Source organism: Geobacillus kaustophilus (assembly GCF_000948285.1).
GTDB classification, from domain to species: domain Bacteria; phylum Bacillota; class Bacilli; order Bacillales; family Anoxybacillaceae; genus Geobacillus; species Geobacillus thermoleovorans_A.
This window is the reverse complement of sequence record NZ_JYBP01000003.1, coordinates 37,411-55,747: the sequence shown is the minus strand read 5'-3', so window position 1 is coordinate 55,747 and position 18,337 is coordinate 37,411. Positions and strand designations below refer to the sequence as shown.

13 protein-coding genes, 15 tRNA genes and 2 rRNA genes are annotated in these 18,337 nt (G+C 44.4%); 1 reads left to right on the top strand and 29 read right to left on the bottom strand.

The window, feature by feature from the left end; translation table 11 throughout:
* Nucleotides 1-23: 23 nt before the first annotated feature.
* The 8 genes from LG52_RS00865 to LG52_RS00830 all read right to left on the bottom strand — a co-directional run bounded on the left by LG52_RS00865 (nt 24) and on the right by LG52_RS00830 (nt 7,974).
* Nucleotides 24-875: an SU10 major capsid protein gene (locus LG52_RS00865; protein ID WP_044730471.1), complete on the bottom strand. Its 852-nt coding sequence runs from the start codon at nt 873-875 to the stop codon at nt 24-26.
* A 50-nt stretch (nt 876-925) separates the two neighbouring features.
* Entirely contained in the window at nt 926-1,360 is a 435-nt protein-coding gene (locus tag LG52_RS00860; protein WP_231584409.1) for a hypothetical protein, read from the bottom strand.
* 17 nt (nt 1,361-1,377) lie between these two features.
* Nucleotides 1,378-1,656 (bottom strand): hypothetical protein, encoded by a 279-nt coding sequence (locus tag LG52_RS00855; RefSeq protein ID WP_044730470.1) that lies wholly within the window; start codon nt 1,654-1,656, stop codon nt 1,378-1,380.
* Nucleotides 1,656-2,873 carry a hypothetical protein gene (locus tag LG52_RS00850; protein ID WP_044730469.1) on the bottom strand — a complete coding sequence of 406 codons (1,218 nt, stop codon included), beginning with the start codon at nt 2,871-2,873 and terminating at the stop codon, nt 1,656-1,658. The genes LG52_RS00855 and LG52_RS00850 overlap by 1 nt, the downstream gene beginning before the upstream one ends.
* Before the next feature lie 5 nt (nt 2,874-2,878).
* Nucleotides 2,879-3,229, bottom strand: a complete 351-nt coding sequence (locus tag LG52_RS00845; protein ID WP_044730468.1) for a hypothetical protein — start codon at nt 3,227-3,229, stop codon at nt 2,879-2,881.
* Nucleotides 3,222-3,443 (bottom strand): BhlA/UviB family holin-like peptide, encoded by a 222-nt coding sequence (locus LG52_RS00840; RefSeq protein ID WP_044730467.1) that lies wholly within the window; start codon nt 3,441-3,443, stop codon nt 3,222-3,224. The genes LG52_RS00845 and LG52_RS00840 overlap by 8 nt, the downstream gene beginning before the upstream one ends.
* A gap of 1,103 nt (nt 3,444-4,546) precedes the next feature.
* A complete protein-coding gene (gene tnpC / locus LG52_RS00835; RefSeq protein WP_044730466.1) occupies nt 4,547-6,025 on the bottom strand; it encodes an IS66 family transposase in 1,479 nt (492 codons plus the stop codon).
* A gap of 1,142 nt (nt 6,026-7,167) precedes the next feature.
* Nucleotides 7,168-7,974: a hypothetical protein gene (locus LG52_RS00830; protein ID WP_044730465.1), complete on the bottom strand. Its 807-nt coding sequence runs from the start codon at nt 7,972-7,974 to the stop codon at nt 7,168-7,170.
* Between the two features lie 375 nt (nt 7,975-8,349).
* Here LG52_RS00830 and tnpC (LG52_RS00825) point away from each other — a divergent pair, with 375 nt between their 5' ends.
* Nucleotides 8,350-9,798 carry an IS66 family transposase gene (tnpC, locus tag LG52_RS00825; RefSeq protein WP_044730464.1) on the top strand — a complete coding sequence of 483 codons (1,449 nt, stop codon included), beginning with the start codon at nt 8,350-8,352 and terminating at the stop codon, nt 9,796-9,798.
* A gap of 50 nt (nt 9,799-9,848) precedes the next feature.
* On the opposite strand, the gene LG52_RS19590 is transcribed toward tnpC (LG52_RS00825), so the two are convergent.
* The 21 genes from LG52_RS19590 to LG52_RS00730 all read right to left on the bottom strand — a co-directional run bounded on the left by LG52_RS19590 (nt 9,849) and on the right by LG52_RS00730 (nt 18,128).
* Nucleotides 9,849-9,992 carry a hypothetical protein gene (locus LG52_RS19590; RefSeq protein WP_156135613.1) on the bottom strand — a complete coding sequence of 48 codons (144 nt, stop codon included), beginning with the start codon at nt 9,990-9,992 and terminating at the stop codon, nt 9,849-9,851.
* A 25-nt stretch (nt 9,993-10,017) separates the two neighbouring features.
* The gene (locus LG52_RS00820; protein ID WP_052524459.1) at nt 10,018-10,200 is read right to left on the bottom strand and encodes a hypothetical protein; all 183 of its coding nucleotides are present in this window, start codon (nt 10,198-10,200) and stop codon (nt 10,018-10,020) included.
* The gene (locus LG52_RS19585) at nt 10,200-10,376 is read right to left on the bottom strand and encodes a hypothetical protein (RefSeq protein WP_156135612.1); all 177 of its coding nucleotides are present in this window, start codon (nt 10,374-10,376) and stop codon (nt 10,200-10,202) included. Before LG52_RS19585 ends, LG52_RS00820 begins: the two co-directional genes overlap by 1 nt.
* Before the next feature lie 4 nt (nt 10,377-10,380).
* Nucleotides 10,381-11,370, bottom strand: a complete 990-nt coding sequence (locus LG52_RS00815) for a tyrosine-type recombinase/integrase (protein ID WP_044730462.1) — start codon at nt 11,368-11,370, stop codon at nt 10,381-10,383.
* Nucleotides 11,371-11,497: 127 nt separating this feature from the next.
* Nucleotides 11,498-11,583 (bottom strand) — tRNA-Leu (locus LG52_RS00810).
* 59 nt (nt 11,584-11,642) lie between these two features.
* A tRNA-Cys gene (locus LG52_RS00805) sits at nt 11,643-11,716 on the bottom strand.
* 9 nt (nt 11,717-11,725) lie between these two features.
* Nucleotides 11,726-11,797: transfer RNA gene (locus LG52_RS00800), tRNA-Gly, on the bottom strand.
* A 6-nt stretch (nt 11,798-11,803) separates the two neighbouring features.
* Nucleotides 11,804-11,878 (bottom strand) — tRNA-Gln (locus LG52_RS00795).
* A gap of 15 nt (nt 11,879-11,893) precedes the next feature.
* Nucleotides 11,894-11,966, bottom strand: a tRNA-His gene (locus tag LG52_RS00790).
* 20 nt (nt 11,967-11,986) lie between these two features.
* Nucleotides 11,987-12,057: transfer RNA gene (locus LG52_RS00785), tRNA-Trp, on the bottom strand.
* Nucleotides 12,058-12,066: 9 nt separating this feature from the next.
* Nucleotides 12,067-12,151, bottom strand: a tRNA-Tyr gene (locus tag LG52_RS00780).
* Nucleotides 12,152-12,157: 6 nt separating this feature from the next.
* Nucleotides 12,158-12,233, bottom strand: a tRNA-Thr gene (locus LG52_RS00775).
* An 18-nt stretch (nt 12,234-12,251) separates the two neighbouring features.
* Nucleotides 12,252-12,327, bottom strand: a tRNA-Phe gene (locus LG52_RS00770).
* 66 nt (nt 12,328-12,393) lie between these two features.
* Nucleotides 12,394-12,469: transfer RNA gene (locus LG52_RS00765), tRNA-Asp, on the bottom strand.
* 5 nt (nt 12,470-12,474) lie between these two features.
* A tRNA-Met gene (locus LG52_RS00760) sits at nt 12,475-12,551 on the bottom strand.
* A gap of 164 nt (nt 12,552-12,715) precedes the next feature.
* Nucleotides 12,716-12,791: transfer RNA gene (locus LG52_RS00755), tRNA-Val, on the bottom strand.
* Nucleotides 12,792-12,799: 8 nt separating this feature from the next.
* Nucleotides 12,800-12,871, bottom strand: a tRNA-Glu gene (locus LG52_RS00750).
* A gap of 14 nt (nt 12,872-12,885) precedes the next feature.
* Nucleotides 12,886-12,976, bottom strand: a tRNA-Ser gene (locus LG52_RS00745).
* A gap of 4 nt (nt 12,977-12,980) precedes the next feature.
* Nucleotides 12,981-13,055: transfer RNA gene (locus LG52_RS00740), tRNA-Asn, on the bottom strand.
* Between the two features lie 138 nt (nt 13,056-13,193).
* Nucleotides 13,194-16,123 (bottom strand): 23S ribosomal RNA (locus LG52_RS00735).
* A gap of 447 nt (nt 16,124-16,570) precedes the next feature.
* A 16S ribosomal RNA gene (locus LG52_RS00730) occupies nt 16,571-18,128 on the bottom strand.
* The 16S and 23S rRNA genes sit together here with 15 tRNA genes alongside, the layout of an rRNA operon.
* Nucleotides 18,129-18,337 lie beyond the last annotated feature (209 nt).

Genomic DNA, 18,337 nt, shown 5'->3' with positions numbered 1-18,337 from the left:
CCTCTTTTTGGCTATGTATTTAATTATTCGGTAATTTCAAAAGAAACTGCTGCTTTGTCATTTAGAAGATTTACGCCTGCTTGAGTTTCAAGGTAAATAGATTGTTTAGAGCCACTTACTGCTTCTACTTGTGCGTGGAATGGAATTAAAACAGGCATTTCTAAATAGTTAGGATTTACTGCAAAGAATTTGTTATTTCCTAACTCTTCACAAAGAATGAAATTAACTGTACCGAATACAGTAATATATTGTTCTATGTCAAAGCCCAAGAATTTGTCACGGGCATAAAATTCAACATTTCCTAATTCGTTTAATTGTTTCTTAATACGAGCAGGTACGAATACAAGAATTTCATCAGAAACACCTGCATCGTACAATTTGCCGATTGCTTCTTCAAAAGCATCAGCAGTTAATTGTCCAGTGACTTTATGATCTGGATGAATTTGTGCAAGAATACCGTCTGTTGTGTAAACTCCGTTAGAATATCCTTTAGTTCCATGAATAAATTTATTTTCCATTCTGCGTTTAATGGCTTTTGTTTTCTTTTCAACTTCATGGGCAAGTAAATCATTAATTCCAGTTGCTTTAGAATACTGTGCAGTATTTGTTACAGTAGCAGTAGCAGCGAAAATTTCAAGATAATTATCACGTGGAGCAAGCGTATCTTTTACATACGCTGGAGCGTCTCCACCTTCTGCAAGCGTTACTGCGCTATCTGCAATTTCTTCTGTAATCCAATGCACTTGTGGGCTAGTCGCTTTTACTGTTTTAGACATTAAGAAAGTAACAAAAGGAGTTTGTTTTTTATTCACTTCAATAAGAACATCTTTAAGGTCATAATTTTGTCCTGAAACAAAATCTTGACTTGTAAACATATTATCATCCTCCTAAAAATTTTTTAGATATATAAAAACGGCACGAAAGATTAATCTTTCATGCCAAAAATCGCTTTAATCATATTCTTTGTATTACCTTGTTTTTTCGCTTGTTCATAAGCAGTCATTTGTTTATGATCGCTTGGTACATAACCTGTTTCAATTTTAATTTCGTTTACGATAGCAGTTAACTTCTTCACAACATCAGCCAATTCATTTTCATCATTAACTTTTACAATATCAGCAAACTTTTCTAAACCATTTTCTTTAAGTGTTAATTGTACTTGTTTTTGAAATAGTTCTTGTTCTTTTTCAGCCATCTTTTGCGCTTTTTCTGCTTCTTGTGAAAGCATTTGTTCCATTTTTTCCATTTTTGTAACGAGTTCAAGATATGTTTTCATATCGACTTGTTGAGTTTGGTCTTGTTGTTGATCTTGTTGTTGTTTTTGAGTTTGATTTTCTTGAGTAATTTTTTCATTTTCCATATCACATACCTCCATTTTCATTTAAAAAATTGAATTTTAACCTTTCCTCTTGAAAGGATAGGTTTTTCGTTATACAACCCTCGAAACTCGAAAATAATTTCTTGTTTGTCATCGGGTAATACATAGTCATAAAAATAGACACCATTTTCTTTACTGGTGTCTGTAAGAGAAATTTCTTCAATTTGTTGCTTTTGTGCATCATAAATCGTCAACTTCACGTCGGCAGGATCAACTAACTGTCCATCAAACGTTTTAAAATGACATTTTAAACGTATTGTATCGCCTGCCAGTGCCATCATATCACCTCCACACTGGAAGGATTTTCGATTGTGTATGTATTAGAATTGTGTTCAATACAATACGATGAAGAAGGATTTTCTAATACAGACACATAACCATTTACAATTTTATTTTGTATCAGAACAATTACATTGACATTAGAATGAATATTGTCAATGTAAGACAATAATTGCTTAAATGTCTTTGTCTTGCGTTCAATGATTGAATCAATAGGATTCATATAACTTGTGACCTGTTGTGTTACACTTCTAACCGTTCTATTTGACTTCTGAACGCTTGTTGTAATTGATAGGGTATATGTCGATAGAAGATATTTCTTTACACGTTTACTCAATGTCAATGACTGCAAATTATCAGTAAATGATTGTATTTGTTTCGTTGATTTATTTGTTTTAGTTATATCAGATTGAATAGGATTGATATATGATTGAAGGTTGATCGTTTGTTTTTTAATACCGAGAAAAACCTGTAATTTAGGATAATCATTTTGTGGCATATACCAAACATTTGTAAAATCCCATCCTGCAAATGATGATTGTTGTTTCATTTGTGTGTCTGTTAGACCATTCAATCCGTTTTGATTTGTTCCGTTGTATTTTGTTTTATTAAAGTAGCAATATGAATATGTAGTTTGATAACCCGAATTTGTATTAGGTTTCTGTATAAACGGCACATTTGCATTAGAATAACATCGTTCAAAAAAAGATTTACTATTGTCTACTGAAACAAACGCACCTGCGTATGAACCCGACACCGTCACATCAACAAAACAATTTCTGTATGTCGTACTTGAAGAAGCATATGAAAAGGCAGCATTGTATGAAGTACCCTCTATTCTTCCTTGTATATAGCAATTTTCAAATACTGTCATAAATGGTCTAGCAACAAAAACGGAGTTGTAATTTCTTCCTTTTACATACGCATTTTCAAAAGCAATATTTTTAAATGTTGCTCCTGCATTTGTCCAAATGATGAACGCTTGTTGATCTTTTGTAGTGTCGTTAATAGTAAAATTCAATATTTTATGTCCTTTTCCGTCAATTACTCCTGTAAATCTGTTTGTGGGATCGGACGCAATCGGTGTCCATGTCACACCTTTCATGTCAATGTCATTTGCTAATTCGTAATAAGCCGAAAGATTGTTTTGTATCGCTTGTAAATCGGCTGACGTTTCAATAATAAAAGGATTTTCTTGCGTTCCTGCACCTCTCATAATTATCACACTTTCGGCACTTGAATTTCATGAATCACCGTTAATTCGTCTTGGTCTGATTCAATAGTAAATGGTGAAAATGATTCGATTGAATAAGGTTGACCACCAGTAGCAACATCATATATTGCACTTGAAGCAAATGTTTTCGGCTTTTGAATATCAGTATTAGAACCTTTAATGACAACTTGTAATTTTAATATTTGATCTCCTGCGCTATGAATCCATGAAACTCTTGAATCGGAAGGCGATAATCTTATAATTGCATTTCCTGTATCATCTCTTAACTCAATGTATTTCCAGTTGTTTTGAATATAGTTTCTCAACGCTTGATATGCACTAGACGTAATTTCAGCCATTCATTGACACCTCCATTTTTTCGATTTTTTGTTCTAATCGTTCGATTGCTTGAACGATACGTTCCTGTGCTTCGTTTTGTTTCTCAATTTGTTCAATGAGTTTCTGTTCACGTTCTTTTGATTCTTTTCTCATATCAATCAGCAACCACACAAAAAGAAGTGCAAATACTCCATTACTTGCGAATTGCTCAATTGAAATTTGTGTTAAATCCATTTTGTCAACGCCTCCTTTCATGAAAAATTAAAAAATATGAGTAAAAAAGAGATAAAAAAAAGAGAGTAGGCAAAAAGCCCACTCAAGAAAATGGAGGCGAAAAAGCAAAGAAATAATGAAGAAGTCGCAAAACAAAAAGTTGAAAGGAGTGTAGAAGCCTACACTCCACTGAGCATTTTTTTGCATTGTAGAAACAACTGACCTATTAAATTCTCATACACAGAACATACTACACAACGAATCGAAATGCTCAAACCTCATCATTGTGTAGCCGAAAGTGTTTTTCGCCCGTGCTTCATCTGCACACACACAGAAAACACTTTCAGAAAAAGATTATGTGCATGCAGGATATTCGTTTTTTGTCTATAGACATTTTAAAGCCGACCAACCGTCACAAACGAATATCAGAAAACAACGAATTAGCCAGCAAATTTATAAATCAACGTACAAGATGAATCTAATAAAACACCTTGTACGTTGATTTTAAAAATAAAAGAGTGAGCAAAGCAAGTGGAGGATTAAGAAATGAAACAAGAATTAATTAAATAAATATGACACTAGACAACACAAAAGAATCTCGAATTGTAGAAGTATTGAAGGAGATACCCTTCATTGAATGTCGATCATGTCGGCACTCAATGAAAAATACCTTCTCATAAATAGTGACATTTTTTATTAAATGCACCATTTTACCCCTTCATAAATAAGAACATTTTTTATTAAATAGTACTAAATTTTCTTCATTTTACCCACATGAAAAAATTTTATAGTATCCATAATATAGGTTTTTAAACAGATTTTTTTTTACGATTTTTCCTGTAATTATCCCTTCATAATATTATATTCTGTAAAAAATAATCAATTTCCCCCATTTTTTTGACGTAATTATATAAAAAATTTTATACTCCTCATAATATAGCAATTTAGAGAAAAATTTTTTAGGATTTTTGACGTAATTATCTCTATATATATAGTAATATTTCAAGTATAAATTTTTACAAATTTTCCCACTCTAACTTTAAATTATGGTATCCATTCAGCCCAATATTCGTGAGATTTTCAGAATCCAGCACCCATAGGGCATTTCCCGTATCGAAAATGCCCTAGAAGGAATGGAGAATCGTTTGGAGAGACTCCCCACTTAGAAGTCTTTGCAACGATTCCCAAACCGGCTTTCCGTGTTTTTGCAGGGTAGAAATGACGCTGCGCATGACACAGAAAGCCTCGGCATCGTCTTCCTGACGAAACGTTCCGGAAATTTTTTGTTTGACTTTCACCATCCGCAAATCGCGCTCGGCTTGGTTGTTGTCAAACGGTACTTCTTTCTTTCGCAGGAAGAGAAGCGCTTCTTGCTTGCGCTTTTCTAGACGCTGGATGAAATTCTGCGCGTTGCGGGCGCCTTCATGCTTGCCTTGTCGGCAACGCTCCTCGAGTTCTCGGCGACCATTCGCTAGAAGCTCGTCGTACACGGCTTCCCAATACCGGACTTCCTCTTCCGGTAGAGCTCCGCCCGCGTTCTCCACCGCCTGTTTCATCTCTAACAGCGCTTCGGTCATCTCTTTCGACCATGAATGGCCGTAAAGTTCTGTATATGCCCGAAGCTCCCGGAGATGATGGGCGTGGCAAAGCGCATGGCTCGCCTCTGTGTACATCGGGTACACCGAATACGCATCGTGTACCATCGTTCCTTTGTACCGTGGCAAGATCCCGATGTCGTCCGTCGCTTTCTTTCCACGAGAGCGATGAAGTCCGTATCGGGTGACCTTGGCAGTGGAAGCCACGTGCACCCATTGGTTCTTTCCGTTCACACGCAGGCTCGTTTCATCGACGTGCAACGTCTTGGAAGCGAGCAGCGCCGCGTCGATCTCTTTGATCGCTGCTTCTACCACAGGCAGCCACCGTCTCGTCATGTTCACGACTGTGCCTGCACTTATCGAATGATCCACTAGCGCTTTGACCATCTCCGTGACACGCTCGTACGGGATCAACTGCGCATGATTCCAGTATAAAACAAGGGAAGTGATGGCTGGACCGTACTGGACATGATTTGTGACATAAAAAGGGAACTCCGCCTGCTGGACGAGATGACATTCCGGACACCCCTTTACTTCCCGTTCGTGTTGAGTCACTTCCATGCGAACCACGGGAAGGTCGAACACTTGGCGAATGTCTACTTGAAGCGGAGCAACATGTTCTAGAGAGTGACCACATCCTTTGCATTGGGTCACGCGGTGAAGGACTCGGTGGTCAGGGTTTGGTACTTGGCGGAGCGTCGTTCCTCGGTGCCCCGGCTGCCCTCCCGGCTGTTTCTGCGACGGTTGGCGAGAAGGAGATTTCGCCACAAACCGGTCAGAAGACGGCGGCAAATGGCTATTGGTACTGTTTTTTTTCGTACAGGCTTCTAATTCTGCAATACGTGCTTTCCATTGTTGGGTTTCTTGTCGAAGCCGTTGGTTTTCTTGACGTAGTTGCTCGTTTTCTCGAACGAGTTTTTCAATCGTTTGTGCTTGGCGCTGAATTTTTGCGACCATGCTTTCGAGTGTAAAAACTGCTTGTTGGAAATCAAAAACAACGGTTGCCATCCTTTTCACCTCCCTTGTCTTGGATGGTACTATATAGATGCAATTTGAAGCTTTACCATTTGTAGTTTTTCCCGAGTATTTGATCGACTGTCGGGCGACCGAACAACGCCGCTTCCAGACCCATATATGGGCCTGTGAAGCAGGCGGTTGTTCGGTCTTCCGTCACGCCTTGGCGTGACGGAGGCAAGCCTGTGGCTTGCCTCCGTCAGTCGAAAATGGGCAAACCGCTTTTCCGTCAAGGATATGTTAAACTTCTTCGTTGCATCTATATAGTATAGACAAGGGGAACAGAAATAAACCCGATCTCGTAAACTTTTTCTATGTAATGGCTGAACAGTTACAAATTATGACAATTTTGTGAACGATTTAAAACGGTTATTTTATTATATTTTTTATCTTTACATAGATATATTAAAGTAAAAATGCTATTTTTTGCAGTTTTTCGTGTAACTATCGCATTTTTTACAAATTGATTTAAAACCATCTTTGTTTCTTGAGTCTCTTCCAAATCTTCATTTTATAGTATCCATAATATTGCTTTTTTCAGAGATTTTTTTACGATTTTTCGTCACTCTATATATAGTAATTTTTCAAGTATTTATTTTGTCAAATTTTCCGCACTTTATTACAAAAATAACTCTCTCTATATATTAGTAATATTTCAAGTATGTTTTGTGACACTTTTTCACAGAAAAAATGGTTCATCACCACAACATGTACTTGACAAGTGATACGCTTTCTTGAACAAGAATGTGCAAAAATCATTGATTTGCTGATTCTTCCTCACAAGCGTCAGTAGAGCGTGTTATAAAAAATCAAGCACAACTTTTGGTGAAGAGCCAGAAAATTATATACTCCCCATAATATAGCAATTTAAACGAAAAATTTTTACGATTTTTCGCTAAAAATACCTCCTCATCTTTATATATTTCCCTTAAAGGCTTATTTTTACCGATTTTTTGACACAATTTAAAACGGTTGTTTTATTATAATTTATTTTATAGTGTTCATAATATAACTTTTTAAACAAGTTTTTTTTTAGGCTTTTTGACGTAATTATCTACATTTTTTATAATCATAATATCGCCCATAATACAACCTCATTTTTAAGCCGAATTTTCCATTTTACACAATGAAAAACTTTAGGCAACCTCAAACAGAATACTTTTATATTCCTCATCTAGTTTCTTTTGTACAATTCTAAAGAAATAGCCAAAAATATTCCGTACTTTCCGCCCTTGTTTAATGTTTCGTACTAATTGTTTGAATGAATCAATAGCCAATTCTATACGGTTTTGCTGCGTGTAGTATGATAAATAATACGTTTGAATTTGAATAACCTTCCACATTTCCTCGATCACTTTGTAATCGTCATAAAAGCACTTCACTAAATCCCTAAATTCTACTGGCACTCTACTGCTTGTAAATGAACCATCAAGTTTATCTCCTAAATATTTATTGTCAGACACATTTTTATTACGTTTATTTATATTATTTTGATTGCTAGTTTTAGATAGATTGCTAGTTTGTGGGCAGTCCAATTTTTCCTCTTTGGGTAGTTCAATTGTTTGAGAAAAAGAAACATCTTCTTTTACTGGATAGCGATTAAACACATATAGGTTAGATGATTGAGAACCGTTTTTTCGTTCTGTTTCATAAACAGTAAGTAATCCAAACGCTTTTGCTTTTGTAACCATGCGCTTAAAAGTTGAACGGCTAATACCAATCCCATCTAATTCATGTGTAGCCGAAACAATAGTTGCGATCTTCGCATTGCAAACACCAGCGACTTTTGCGCTGAAACGAATAAGGCGTTTTAAGGCGATCAATTCAGATTTAGTGAATTTAGATTTTAAATCAATCATCCATTGTTCAATGTTATTATTAAAATCTTTTAAATCCCGAAACTGTGACAAATGCTTAAATTGCTCAATATTACCGCTTTTCATTGTCTGCCCTCCTATCGAATATATGTTCGATAGGATAAGCATATTGAAATAAGCATACATCTTGTATGTTTTTAAAAAATATTGTATGCTTTAAGTACCCGAACTGTTTTCAATATGCTTATCCTAACTGGGAGTGATGTTGCCGCATCACTCCCGATTTTTTTAATTATTCTTCTTTGATACTATTGATTTCTATTTCAAAGTTCTCGACATTCGGCTTCAAAACTTCACCGTTCAAGTGTTCTATATGCAATTTAATATTTGCTACCGATAAATCATTTAATGTAACTATTCAGCCACCTCATAAAGTGAGCTGAATATTTTTTGGTTTTCCTGTCTATGATGTGAATATTGATAGACAAGGAGGTGAATCGCATGTTGACGGTACAACAAGCTGTATTTACGGTTGAAAGCTTAATCAGCAAAGTCCAACAACAAAAACAGCTCATTCATCAACTCATTCAAGAAAATGAACATTTGCGTCAAGAAAACAAACAGCTACGCAAAGAAAATGAACAACTGAAGTATCGCGTTCAAGAGCTGGAAGCACGCACGAAAAAAAACAGCTCTAATAGCCATCTGCCCCCATCTTCTGACCGTTTTGAGAAAAAGCGTTCCTCCCGCGAGCCGTCTGGCAAAAAGCCTGGCGGACGGGAGGGACATGAGGGAACGACGCTCCGTCAAGTGGAACATCCACATCATCGTGTCGTCCATCGCGTAGATACGTGTCAAGGATGCGGGTCTTCTTTGCGTGACGTAAAACCGTTCAAAGTCGATGTCCGTCAAGTGTTTGATCTGCCTCCCGTGACGATGGAAGTGACACAACATGAACGCGAAGTGAAATCATGTCCACATTGCCGATGCGTGCAACAAGCCGAGTTCCCATCACACGTCACCAATCATGTGCAATATGGTCCACGGATCACGGCGCTTGTCGTGTATTTATACAACATACAAATGATTCCATATCAACGTTTACGTGACATGATGGAAGAGCTATATCAACATCCGATCAGCACAGGAACACTTGTCAATATGGTCAAACGAGGTCGCGAAGCACTCGAACCAAACATGGACATCATCGAGGAAGCATTGCTTCAATCGGACATCTTGCATGTCGATGAAACGAGCTTGCGGATCGATGGCAAACAGGCCTGGGTTCATGTCGCCTGTACATCCGCATATACGTACTTAGCTCCTCACGCTTCTCGTGGAAAGAAAGCAACCGATGAAATCGGGATTCTTCCACGATATAAAGGAACGATGATGCATGATGCATTCGGTACATACCCGAGATACACCGAAGCCACACATGCCCTTTGTCATGCCCATCATTTACGTGACTTGAAAGGATTCATCGAACAAGGGCATACATGGGCAAAACGGATGACCACGTTTCTATTAAATGCCAAACAAGTGGTCGAACAACATGGTGGCTTTCTTCCTGAAGAAGAAGCGAAACGTTGGGAGCACGTGTATGATCGCATACTCGAGAAAGCCAACCATCAGTTGGAAGGGATGACACCGTTGCCGAAAAAAGCGCTCTCCTTCGTTCGGCGACTTCAAAAACGAAAGGAAGAAGCGCTGCGCTTTTTGCGTGAAGCCCACGTTCCCTTTGACAACAACCAAGCCGAACGGGATCTTCGCATGGTCAAAGTCAAAGAGAACATCTCGGGTACATTTCGTCAGGAAACGTTCGCGCAGTCGTTTTGCATCGCAAGGAGCATCGTTTCCACACTCACCAAGCACGAAAAAAACGTGTGGGACTCGTTGTGTCTTCTGTTGACAGGCGAAACGATAGATCGTGTTCTTTCCGCTACGTAGGGCATTTTCTATGACAGAAATGCCCTATTTCTGCTGGGCTACTTTACACACTAGCATCGGGGTGAATAGTTACCATTTAATTGGCGTTGTGCAATCATTTCCGCTTCTTGCGGATTATTTGCTTTCACCTTCATAGAAACTGTTGTTTTCACATCTGCAAAAACTACATATTCTTTTGTTTTTAGTGCTTTCATGTTCTTATCTCCTTTCGTCCTTTCTTTAATTGGCATACTTTAATGCTTCAAATGCTTGCTCAAATTCTTTTTTCAACTCAAGGAGAAACGAAATATTTTTCCCTTGTTCTTGTGCAAAACGAATATCTTTATTAACATTTTGAATTTGCGCCCAAACCGCCGCTTTTAACGTTGCTAATTCTTTTTCGCTCAACTGAATTGTTTTCATCAAGCCACCGCCTTTCTGATTACGATTTGTTGTCCTGCATATTTGTCATCCAGTGTAATTGGTTGACCGTTTAAATCTTCTACAATGAACGAATTATTTAAAGCAATGAGTTCACCAATTTCTAATTCCAAAAATGCTTGTCCGTTTAGAAAAATGAGTGTGCCGAAAGTTTTCATTTAATCATCTCCTTCTTCTGTTTGAAAACACATTCTCTATCGGTGAAAATGTTTTATGCTTTTCAACCACGTCATCAGAAAATAGATTGACGTAATGTTTCACCATTTCCATCGAGGTATGTCCTAAAACCGCTTGAAGTTCAAAGATTCCAGCACCTGCTTCAACGGAAAGCCGTGCAAAGGTATGTCTGAATTTATGACAAGTCGCATGAATACCGCATTTCTTTCCATATGATTCAATTTGCGCCTGCATTTGACGTTTTGTTAAAGGAGTGTCATCAATCGAAACAAATAGATAATCATGATCTAATGTGCCACGAATTGCTAAATATTTTTTTAACTGCTCTTTCATTTGCTTCTGAATCGGTACATATCGTTGCCTATAACCTTTTGTATTTTGAATGAGGATTCGGGAACGTTGAAAATCTATGTCTGATAATCGAATCCCGACACATTCAGAAGCCCTTATACCTGTTTCTAGTAAAAGCATCATTATCGTTAAATCTCTTACACCAGTGAAAGTTTTTAAATTTGGTTGTTTGAAAAGAATATGAATTTCTTCTTTTGTGAAGGTAGGTACTGCTTTCTTTCGGTCTTTGAGTAATTTGATTTCATGAAAAGGGTTTTGTTTTTTAGAAATGATTTTTTCTCGTTCAAGAAAGTTAAAAAACGCTCTTAATGCACGCAGCCGAGTATTGATCGTTACCGTTCTACAATTTTTCTGATTCTTCATATACAAGATGACATTCTGTTTAATGATTTCTGGTGTCATTCTGTAAATATTAACTTCAATTTCTTGTTCACGAAGAATTTTATAGAATACAGATAATTCATTTTTGTAATACTGAATAGTTTGAGGACGACAATTCCGTATTTCGCAATCTTCAATGAATTTTTCTAACGCTATTTGAAAATCAATAGCATCAGATTGGATATAGTTTGTGTGCATTTCAAAAATCTCATTAGGGGATAAATTATTGTTACGCCTTGCCAAAATATCACCTCTTTGACAAGTCGTATGAGGAATACTGAATCAGATTTTTTAATGAGGAATCGTATGAGGATAAAATAAAAAAGGATTCCTACATCTCGCAGGAATCCTTGATACATCTAATTTTCAGTGCCGATGGTGGGAGTCGAACCCACACGGGGGGGCTACCCCACACGATTTTGAGTCGTGCGCGTCTGCCAGTTCCGCCACATCGGCGCGACAATCGATATTTTATCAAATCATCTTACATCCGTCAATACCTTTTATTCATTAGATGGAGGCGGCACCCGGATTCGAACCGGGGGTAAAGGTTTTGCAGACCTCTGCCTTACCACTTGGCTATGCCGCCTTGATTGAGAGCGGAAGACGGGACTCGAACCCGCGACCCCCACCTTGGCAAGGTGGTGTTCTACCGCTGAACTACTTCCGCATTTCGTGGCTGGGGTAGCTGGATTCGAACCAACGCATCACGGAGTCAAAGTCCGTTGCCTTACCGCTTGGCTATACCCCAACGCTGTAAGTGAAGGGCGACTAGTGGGAATCGAACCCACGCATGCCAGAGCCACAATCTGGTGCGTTAACCACTTCGCCATAGTCGCCATAATGATTATAAAAATGACAGGGGCAGTAGGAATCGAACCCACACCGGAGGTTTTGGAGACCTCTGTTCTACCATTAAACTATGCCCCTTTGTTAAAATGGTGGAGGGGGACGGATTCGAACCGCCGAACCCAAAGGGAGCGGATTTACAGTCCGCCGCGTTTAGCCACTTCGCTACCCCTCCATGGGATGGTGCCGACTGCAGGACTTGAACCCGCAACCTACTGATTACGATTCAGTTGCTCTACCAATTGAGCTAAGTCGGCATGCGCATCTTAATTATATGGTGGCTCGGGACGGAATCGAACCGCCGACACAAGGATTTTCAGTCCTTTGCTCTACCGACTGAGCTACCGAGCCATATATATAGTAGCTCTACCCTTAACTTATTCAGAAGGAAAACGTCCTTCGTCCCGCTCTCAATGGTGGCGGTCCCGACGGGACTCGAACCCGCGATCTCCTGCGTGACAGGCAGGCATGTTAACCACTACACTACGGGACCATTTTTGGTTGCGGGGGCAGGATTTGAACCTGCGACCTTCGGGTTATGAGCCCGACGAGCTACCGGACTGCTCCACCCCGCGGCGATAAGAAATGATACAGTTTTGATCATACTCTGAGTGAATTTTTCGTTGCCCCTTCCTCTACTAGCTGACTCGAGGAAGCGAGATGCGCCGGGGCAACTCGAAGCGGTTTGGATGAAGTTAAGGCTTGTTTCTCCACTCCGCAGCGATAAAATTATTTAGAATGGTGGAGGATGACGGGATCGAACCGCCGACCCCTTGCTTGTAAGGCAAGTGCTCTCCCAGCTGAGCTAATCCTCCACAAGAAGTGACCCGTACGGGATTCGAACCCGTGTTACCGCCGTGAAAGGGCGGTGTCTTAACCACTTGACCAACGGGCCATGCTGATGGATAATGGCGGAGAGCAAGGGATTCGAACCCTTGAGGCGCTGTTGGCGCCTACACGATTTCCAATCGTGCTCCTTCGACCACTCGGACAGCTCTCCACGATGGCTCCGCAGGCAGGATTCGAACCTGCGACCAATCGGTTAACAGCCGATTGCTCTACCACTGAGCTACTGCGGAATCATAACGATGGGCAATTCACTGTTTCGCTGTGAAATGCCATCTCTTTAGACATTTACTATTATAATGATCCGCACCGAGCTGTCAAGTGTTTTTTCATTCCTTCAAAACTAGATAACCGTCGGAAGAAGCCGCTCATAGGTCAAGCCCTCGATCGATTAGTATCCGTCAGCTCCACGTGTCGCCACGCTTCCACCTCGGACCTATCGACCTCGTCATCTTCGAGGGATCTTACCCGCTTTGCGCGGTGGGAAATCTCATCTTGAGGGGGGCTTCACGCTTAGATGCTTTCAGCGCTTATCCCGTCCGCACATAGCTACCCAGCGGTGCCCCTGGCGGGACAAACTGGTACACCAGCGGTGCGTCCATCCCGGTCCTCTCGTACTAAGGACAGCTCCTCTCAAATTTCCTCCGCCCGCGACGGATAGGGACCGAACTGTCTCACGACGTTCTGAACCCAGCTCGCGTACCGCTTTAATGGGCGAACAGCCCAACCCTTGGGACCGACTACAGCCCCAGGATGCGATGAGCCGACATCGAGGTGCCAAACCTCCCCGTCGATGTGGACTCTTGGGGGAGATCAGCCTGTTATCCCCGGGGTAGCTTTTATCCGTTGAGCGATGGCCCTTCCATGCGGAACCACCGGATCACTAAGCCCGACTTTCGTCCCTGCTCGACCTGTCCGTCTCGCAGTCAAGCTCCCTTGTGCCTTTGCACTCTCCGAATGATTTCCAACCATTCTGAGGGAACCTTTGGGCGCCTCCGTTACCTTTTGGGAGGCGACCGCCCCAGTCAAACTGCCCGCCTGACACTGTCTCCCACCCCGCTAAGGGGTGCGGGTTAGAATTTCAATACCGCCAGGGTGGTATCCCACCGCCGCCTCCACCGAAGCTGGCGCTCCGGCTTCCCAGGCTCCCACCTATCCTGTACAAGCGATACCAAAATTCCATATCAGGCTGCAGTAAAGCTCCACGGGGTCTTTCCGTCCTGTCGCGGGTAACCTGCATCTTCACAGGTAGTATAATTTCACCGGGTCTCTCGTTGAGACAGCGCCCAAGTCGTTACACCTTTCGTGCGGGTCGGAACTTACCCGACAAGGAATTTCGCTACCTTAGGACCGTTATAGTTACGGCCGCCGTTTACTGGGGCTTCGGTTCGCACCTTCGCTTCCGCTAAGCGCTCCCCTTAACCTTCCAGCACCGGGCAGGTGTCAGCCCCTATACGTCGCCTTTCGGCTTCGCAGAGACCTGTGTTTTTGATAAACAGTCGCTTGGGCCTTTTCACTGCGGCTCTTCCAGGCTCTTCACCCGAAAGAGCACCCCTTCTCCCGAAGTTACGGGGTCATTTTGCCGAGTTCCTTAACGAGAGTTCTCCCGCGCGCCTTAGGATTCTCTCCTCGCCTACCTGTGTCGGTTTGCGGTACGGGCACCTCTTCCCTCGCTAGAGGCTTTTCTTGGCAGTGTGGAATCAGGGACTTCCGGAATGCTCCGTCGCCGTCACCGCTTGGCCTTGCGATCCGCGGATTTGCCTGCGGATCAGCCTCACGGCTTGGACAGGCTCTTCCAGCCGCCTGCTCGCCCTATCCTCCTGCGTCCCCCCATCGCTCAAACGGGAAGAAGGTGGTACAGGAATCTCCACCTGTTGTCCATCACCTACGCCTTTCGGCCTCGGCTTAGGTCCCGACTAACCCTGAGCGGACGAACCTTCCTCAGGAACCCTTAGGCTTTCGGCGCAGAGGATTCTCACCTCTGTTTTCGCTACTCATACCGGCATTCTCACTTCTAAGCGCTCCACCAGTCCTTCCGGTCTGGCTTCTCTGCCCTTAGAACGCTCCCCTACCGATGACCAACGGTCATCCCGCAGCTTCGGCGGCACGTTTAGCCCCGGTACATTTTCGGCGCAGAGCCACTCGACCAGTGAGCTATTACGCACTCTTTCAATGGTGGCTGCTTCTAAGCCAACATCCTGGTTGTCTTGGCAACTCCACATCCTTTTCCACTGAACGTGCACTTCGGGGCCTTAGCTGGCGGTCTGGGCTGTTCCCCTCTCGACCACGGATCTTATCACTCGCAGTCTGACTCCCGGGCATAAGTCGTTGGCATTCGGAGTTTGACTGGGTTCGGTAACCCGGTTGGGGCCCCTAGCCCAATCAGTGCTCTACCTCCAAGACTCTTAAACCCGAGGCTAGCCCTAAAGCTATTTCGGGGAGAACCAGCTATCTCCAAGTTCGATTGGCATTTCACCCCTACCCACACCTCATCCCCGCACTTTTCAACGTGCGTGGGTTCGGGCCTCCAGCCGGTGTTACCCGGCCTTCACCCTGGACATGGGTAGATCACCTGGTTTCGGGTCGACGACGACGTACTTGACGCCCTCTTCAGACTCGCTTTCGCTGCGGCTCCGCCTCTTCGGCTTAACCTCGCACGCCATCGTCACTCGCCGGTTCATTCTACAAAAGGCACGCCATCACCCATCAACGGGCTCTGACTACTTGTAGGCACACGGTTTCAGGTTCTCTTTCACTCCCCTCCCGGGGTGCTTTTCACCTTTCCCTCACGGTACTGGTGCACTATCGGTCACTAGGGAGTATTTAGCCTTGGGAGATGGTCCTCCCTGCTTCCGACGGGATTCCCCGTGTCCCGCCGTACTCAGGATCCGCTCGGGAGGGAACGAAGTTTCGACTACAGGGCTCTCACCTTCTCCGGCCGGCCGTTCCAGACCGGTTCGTCTACCCCGTTCCTTTCTCACTCCCATCGTGAGCGGTCCTACAACCCCAAGAGGATATGCCTCTTGGTTTGGGCTGTTCCCGTTTCGCTCGCCGCTACTCAGGGAATCGCATTTGCTTTCTTCTCCTCCGGGTACTAAGATGTTTCAGTTCCCCGGGTGTGCCCTCCATGCCCTATGGATTCAGGCATGGATACTGCCCCATTACGGACAGTGGGTTCCCCCATTCGGACATCTCCGGATCTACGCTTGCTTACAGCTCCCCGAAGCGTTTCGGCGTTTGCCCCGTCCTTCATCGGCTCCTAGTGCCAAGGCATCCACCGTGCGCCCTTTCCAGCTTAACCTAAAGCGTCTCGGCTTCTTCCTGTCTAGCTTCGGCTCGCCGCCGCTCGGGGTCAAATAACCTTCGCCTTCAGGATTAGAAATCCCTGTAGACGAAGAACATTTGCCCGCCGCGGCGAAACGCTCGCCTCCGCTTTTCCGGTTATCTAGTTTTCAAGGAACGAAGTAGCTCCTTTGAATTCGCTTCTTCGCTGGTTTGCGTCGAGGAATTCGGCTTCTCCGAATCCGCTTGTAGACGCAGACGCAAAACATTTGAGAGAACATGACTCGTTCCCTCAAAACTGAACGAAACGAAAGCGCGTTGTGCGTTGAATAACGACCCGTGTCTAGCTCCAGCGCCTGGCTCTCTTCTGCCAAATAACCTTCCCCCTCGGGGTGCAAGCACCCCTCTCGGTGAAGAACATTTGGCTTCGAGAGCCGATCGCGGCGCTTCCGCTTTTCGTCCTTAGAAAGGAGGTGATCCAGCCGCACCTTCCGGTACGGCTACCTTGTTACGACTTCACCCCAATCACTTGCCCCACCTTCGGCGGCTGGCTCCCGAAACGGGTTGCCTCACCGACTTCGGGTGTTGCAAGCTCTCGTGGTGTGACGGGCGGTGTGTACAAGGCCCGGGAACGTATTCACCGCGGCATGCTGATCCGCGATTACTAGCGATTCCGGCTTCATGCAGGCGAGTTGCAGCCTGCAATCCGAACTGAGAGCGGCTTTTTGGGATTCGCTCCCCCTCGCGGGTTCGCAGCCCTTTGTACCGCCCATTGTAGCACGTGTGTAGCCCAGGTCATAAGGGGCATGATGATTTGACGTCATCCCCACCTTCCTCCGACTTGTCGCCGGCAGTCCCTCTAGAGTGCCCAACCGAATGCTGGCAACTAGAGGCGAGGGTTGCGCTCGTTGCGGGACTTAACCCAACATCTCACGACACGAGCTGACGACAACCATGCACCACCTGTCACCCTGTCCCCCCGAAGGGGGAACGCCCAATCTCTTGGGTTGTCAGGGGATGTCAAGACCTGGTAAGGTTCTTCGCGTTGCTTCGAATTAAACCACATGCTCCACCGCTTGTGCGGGCCCCCGTCAATTCCTTTGAGTTTCAGCCTTGCGGCCGTACTCCCCAGGCGGAGTGCTTATCGCGTTAGCTGCAGCACTAAAGGGTGTGACCCCTCTAACACTTAGCACTCATCGTTTACGGCGTGGACTACCAGGGTATCTAATCCTGTTTGCTCCCCACGCTTTCGCGCCTCAGCGTCAGTTGCAGGCCAGAGAGCCGCCTTCGCCACTGGTGTTCCTCCACATCTCTACGCATTTCACCGCTACACGTGGAATTCCGCTCCCCTCTCCTGCACTCAAGTCCCCCAGTTTCCAATGACCCTCCACGGTTGAGCCGTGGGCTTTCACATCAGACTTAAGGGACCGCCTGCGCGCGCTTTACGCCCAATAATTCCGGACAACGCTCGCCCCCTACGTATTACCGCGGCTGCTGGCACGTAGTTAGCCGGGGCTTCCTCGTGAGGTACCGTCACCGCGCCGCCCTCTTCGAACGGCGCTCCTTCGTCCCTCACAACAGAGCTTTACGACCCGAAGGCCTTCTTCGCTCACGCGGCGTCGCTCCGTCAGGCTTTCGCCCATTGCGGAAGATTCCCTACTGCTGCCTCCCGTAGGAGTCTGGGCCGTGTCTCAGTCCCAGTGTGGCCGGTCACCCTCTCAGGCCGGCTACGCATCGTCGCCTTGGTGAGCCGTTACCTCACCAACTAGCTAATGCGCCGCGGGCCCATCCGCAAGTGGCAGCTTGCGCCGCCTTTCAACCCAAGACCATGCGGTCTTCGGTGTTATCCGGTATTAGCTCCGGTTTCCCGGAGTTATCCCGGTCTTGCGGGCAGGTTGCCCACGTGTTACTCACCCGTCCGCCGCTGACCCAACCAGAGCAAGCTCCGATCCGGTCCGCTCGACTTGCATGTATTAGGCACGCCGCCAGCGTTCGTCCTGAGCCAGGATCAAACTCTCCAAAGAAAGTTGATTGCTTCCTGCATGATCGAGCTTCGGCTCGCCGCCGCTCGGGGTCAAATAACCTTCGCCTTCGCGATTACAAACCCCTGCAGGCGAAGAACATTTGCCCTCCGCGGCGAAACGCTCGCCTCCGCTTTTCTATTGCGCTTCGTTTCGTTCAGTTTTCAAGGAACAAGTTTTATTTAACTGCCTTATCTCTCGCAAGCAGCTAT

Excerpts from the sequence above, each read along its gene's own strand:
- LG52_RS00865 (WP_044730471.1), bottom strand. The coding sequence starts at position 875 with ATGTTTACAAGTCAAGATTTTGTTTCAGGACAAAATTATGACCTTAAA.
- LG52_RS00860 (WP_231584409.1), bottom strand. The coding sequence starts at position 1,360 with ATGGAAAATGAAAAAATTACTCAAGAAAATCAAACTCAAAAACAACAA.
- LG52_RS00855 (WP_044730470.1), bottom strand. The coding sequence starts at position 1,656 with ATGGCACTGGCAGGCGATACAATACGTTTAAAATGTCATTTTAAAACG.
- LG52_RS00850 (WP_044730469.1), bottom strand. The coding sequence starts at position 2,873 with ATGAGAGGTGCAGGAACGCAAGAAAATCCTTTTATTATTGAAACGTCA.
- LG52_RS00845 (WP_044730468.1), bottom strand. The coding sequence starts at position 3,229 with ATGGCTGAAATTACGTCTAGTGCATATCAAGCGTTGAGAAACTATATT.
- LG52_RS00840 (WP_044730467.1), bottom strand. The coding sequence starts at position 3,443 with ATGGATTTAACACAAATTTCAATTGAGCAATTCGCAAGTAATGGAGTA.
- tnpC (WP_044730466.1), bottom strand. The coding sequence starts at position 6,025 with ATGGCAACCGTTGTTTTTGATTTCCAACAAGCAGTTTTTACACTCGAA.
- LG52_RS00830 (WP_044730465.1), bottom strand. The coding sequence starts at position 7,974 with ATGAAAAGCGGTAATATTGAGCAATTTAAGCATTTGTCACAGTTTCGG.
- tnpC (WP_044730464.1), top strand. The coding sequence starts at position 8,350 with ATGTTGACGGTACAACAAGCTGTATTTACGGTTGAAAGCTTAATCAGC.
- LG52_RS19590 (WP_156135613.1), bottom strand. The coding sequence starts at position 9,992 with ATGAAAGCACTAAAAACAAAAGAATATGTAGTTTTTGCAGATGTGAAA.
- LG52_RS00820 (WP_052524459.1), bottom strand. The coding sequence starts at position 10,200 with ATGAAAACAATTCAGTTGAGCGAAAAAGAATTAGCAACGTTAAAAGCG.
- LG52_RS19585 (WP_156135612.1), bottom strand. The coding sequence starts at position 10,376 with ATGAAAACTTTCGGCACACTCATTTTTCTAAACGGACAAGCATTTTTG.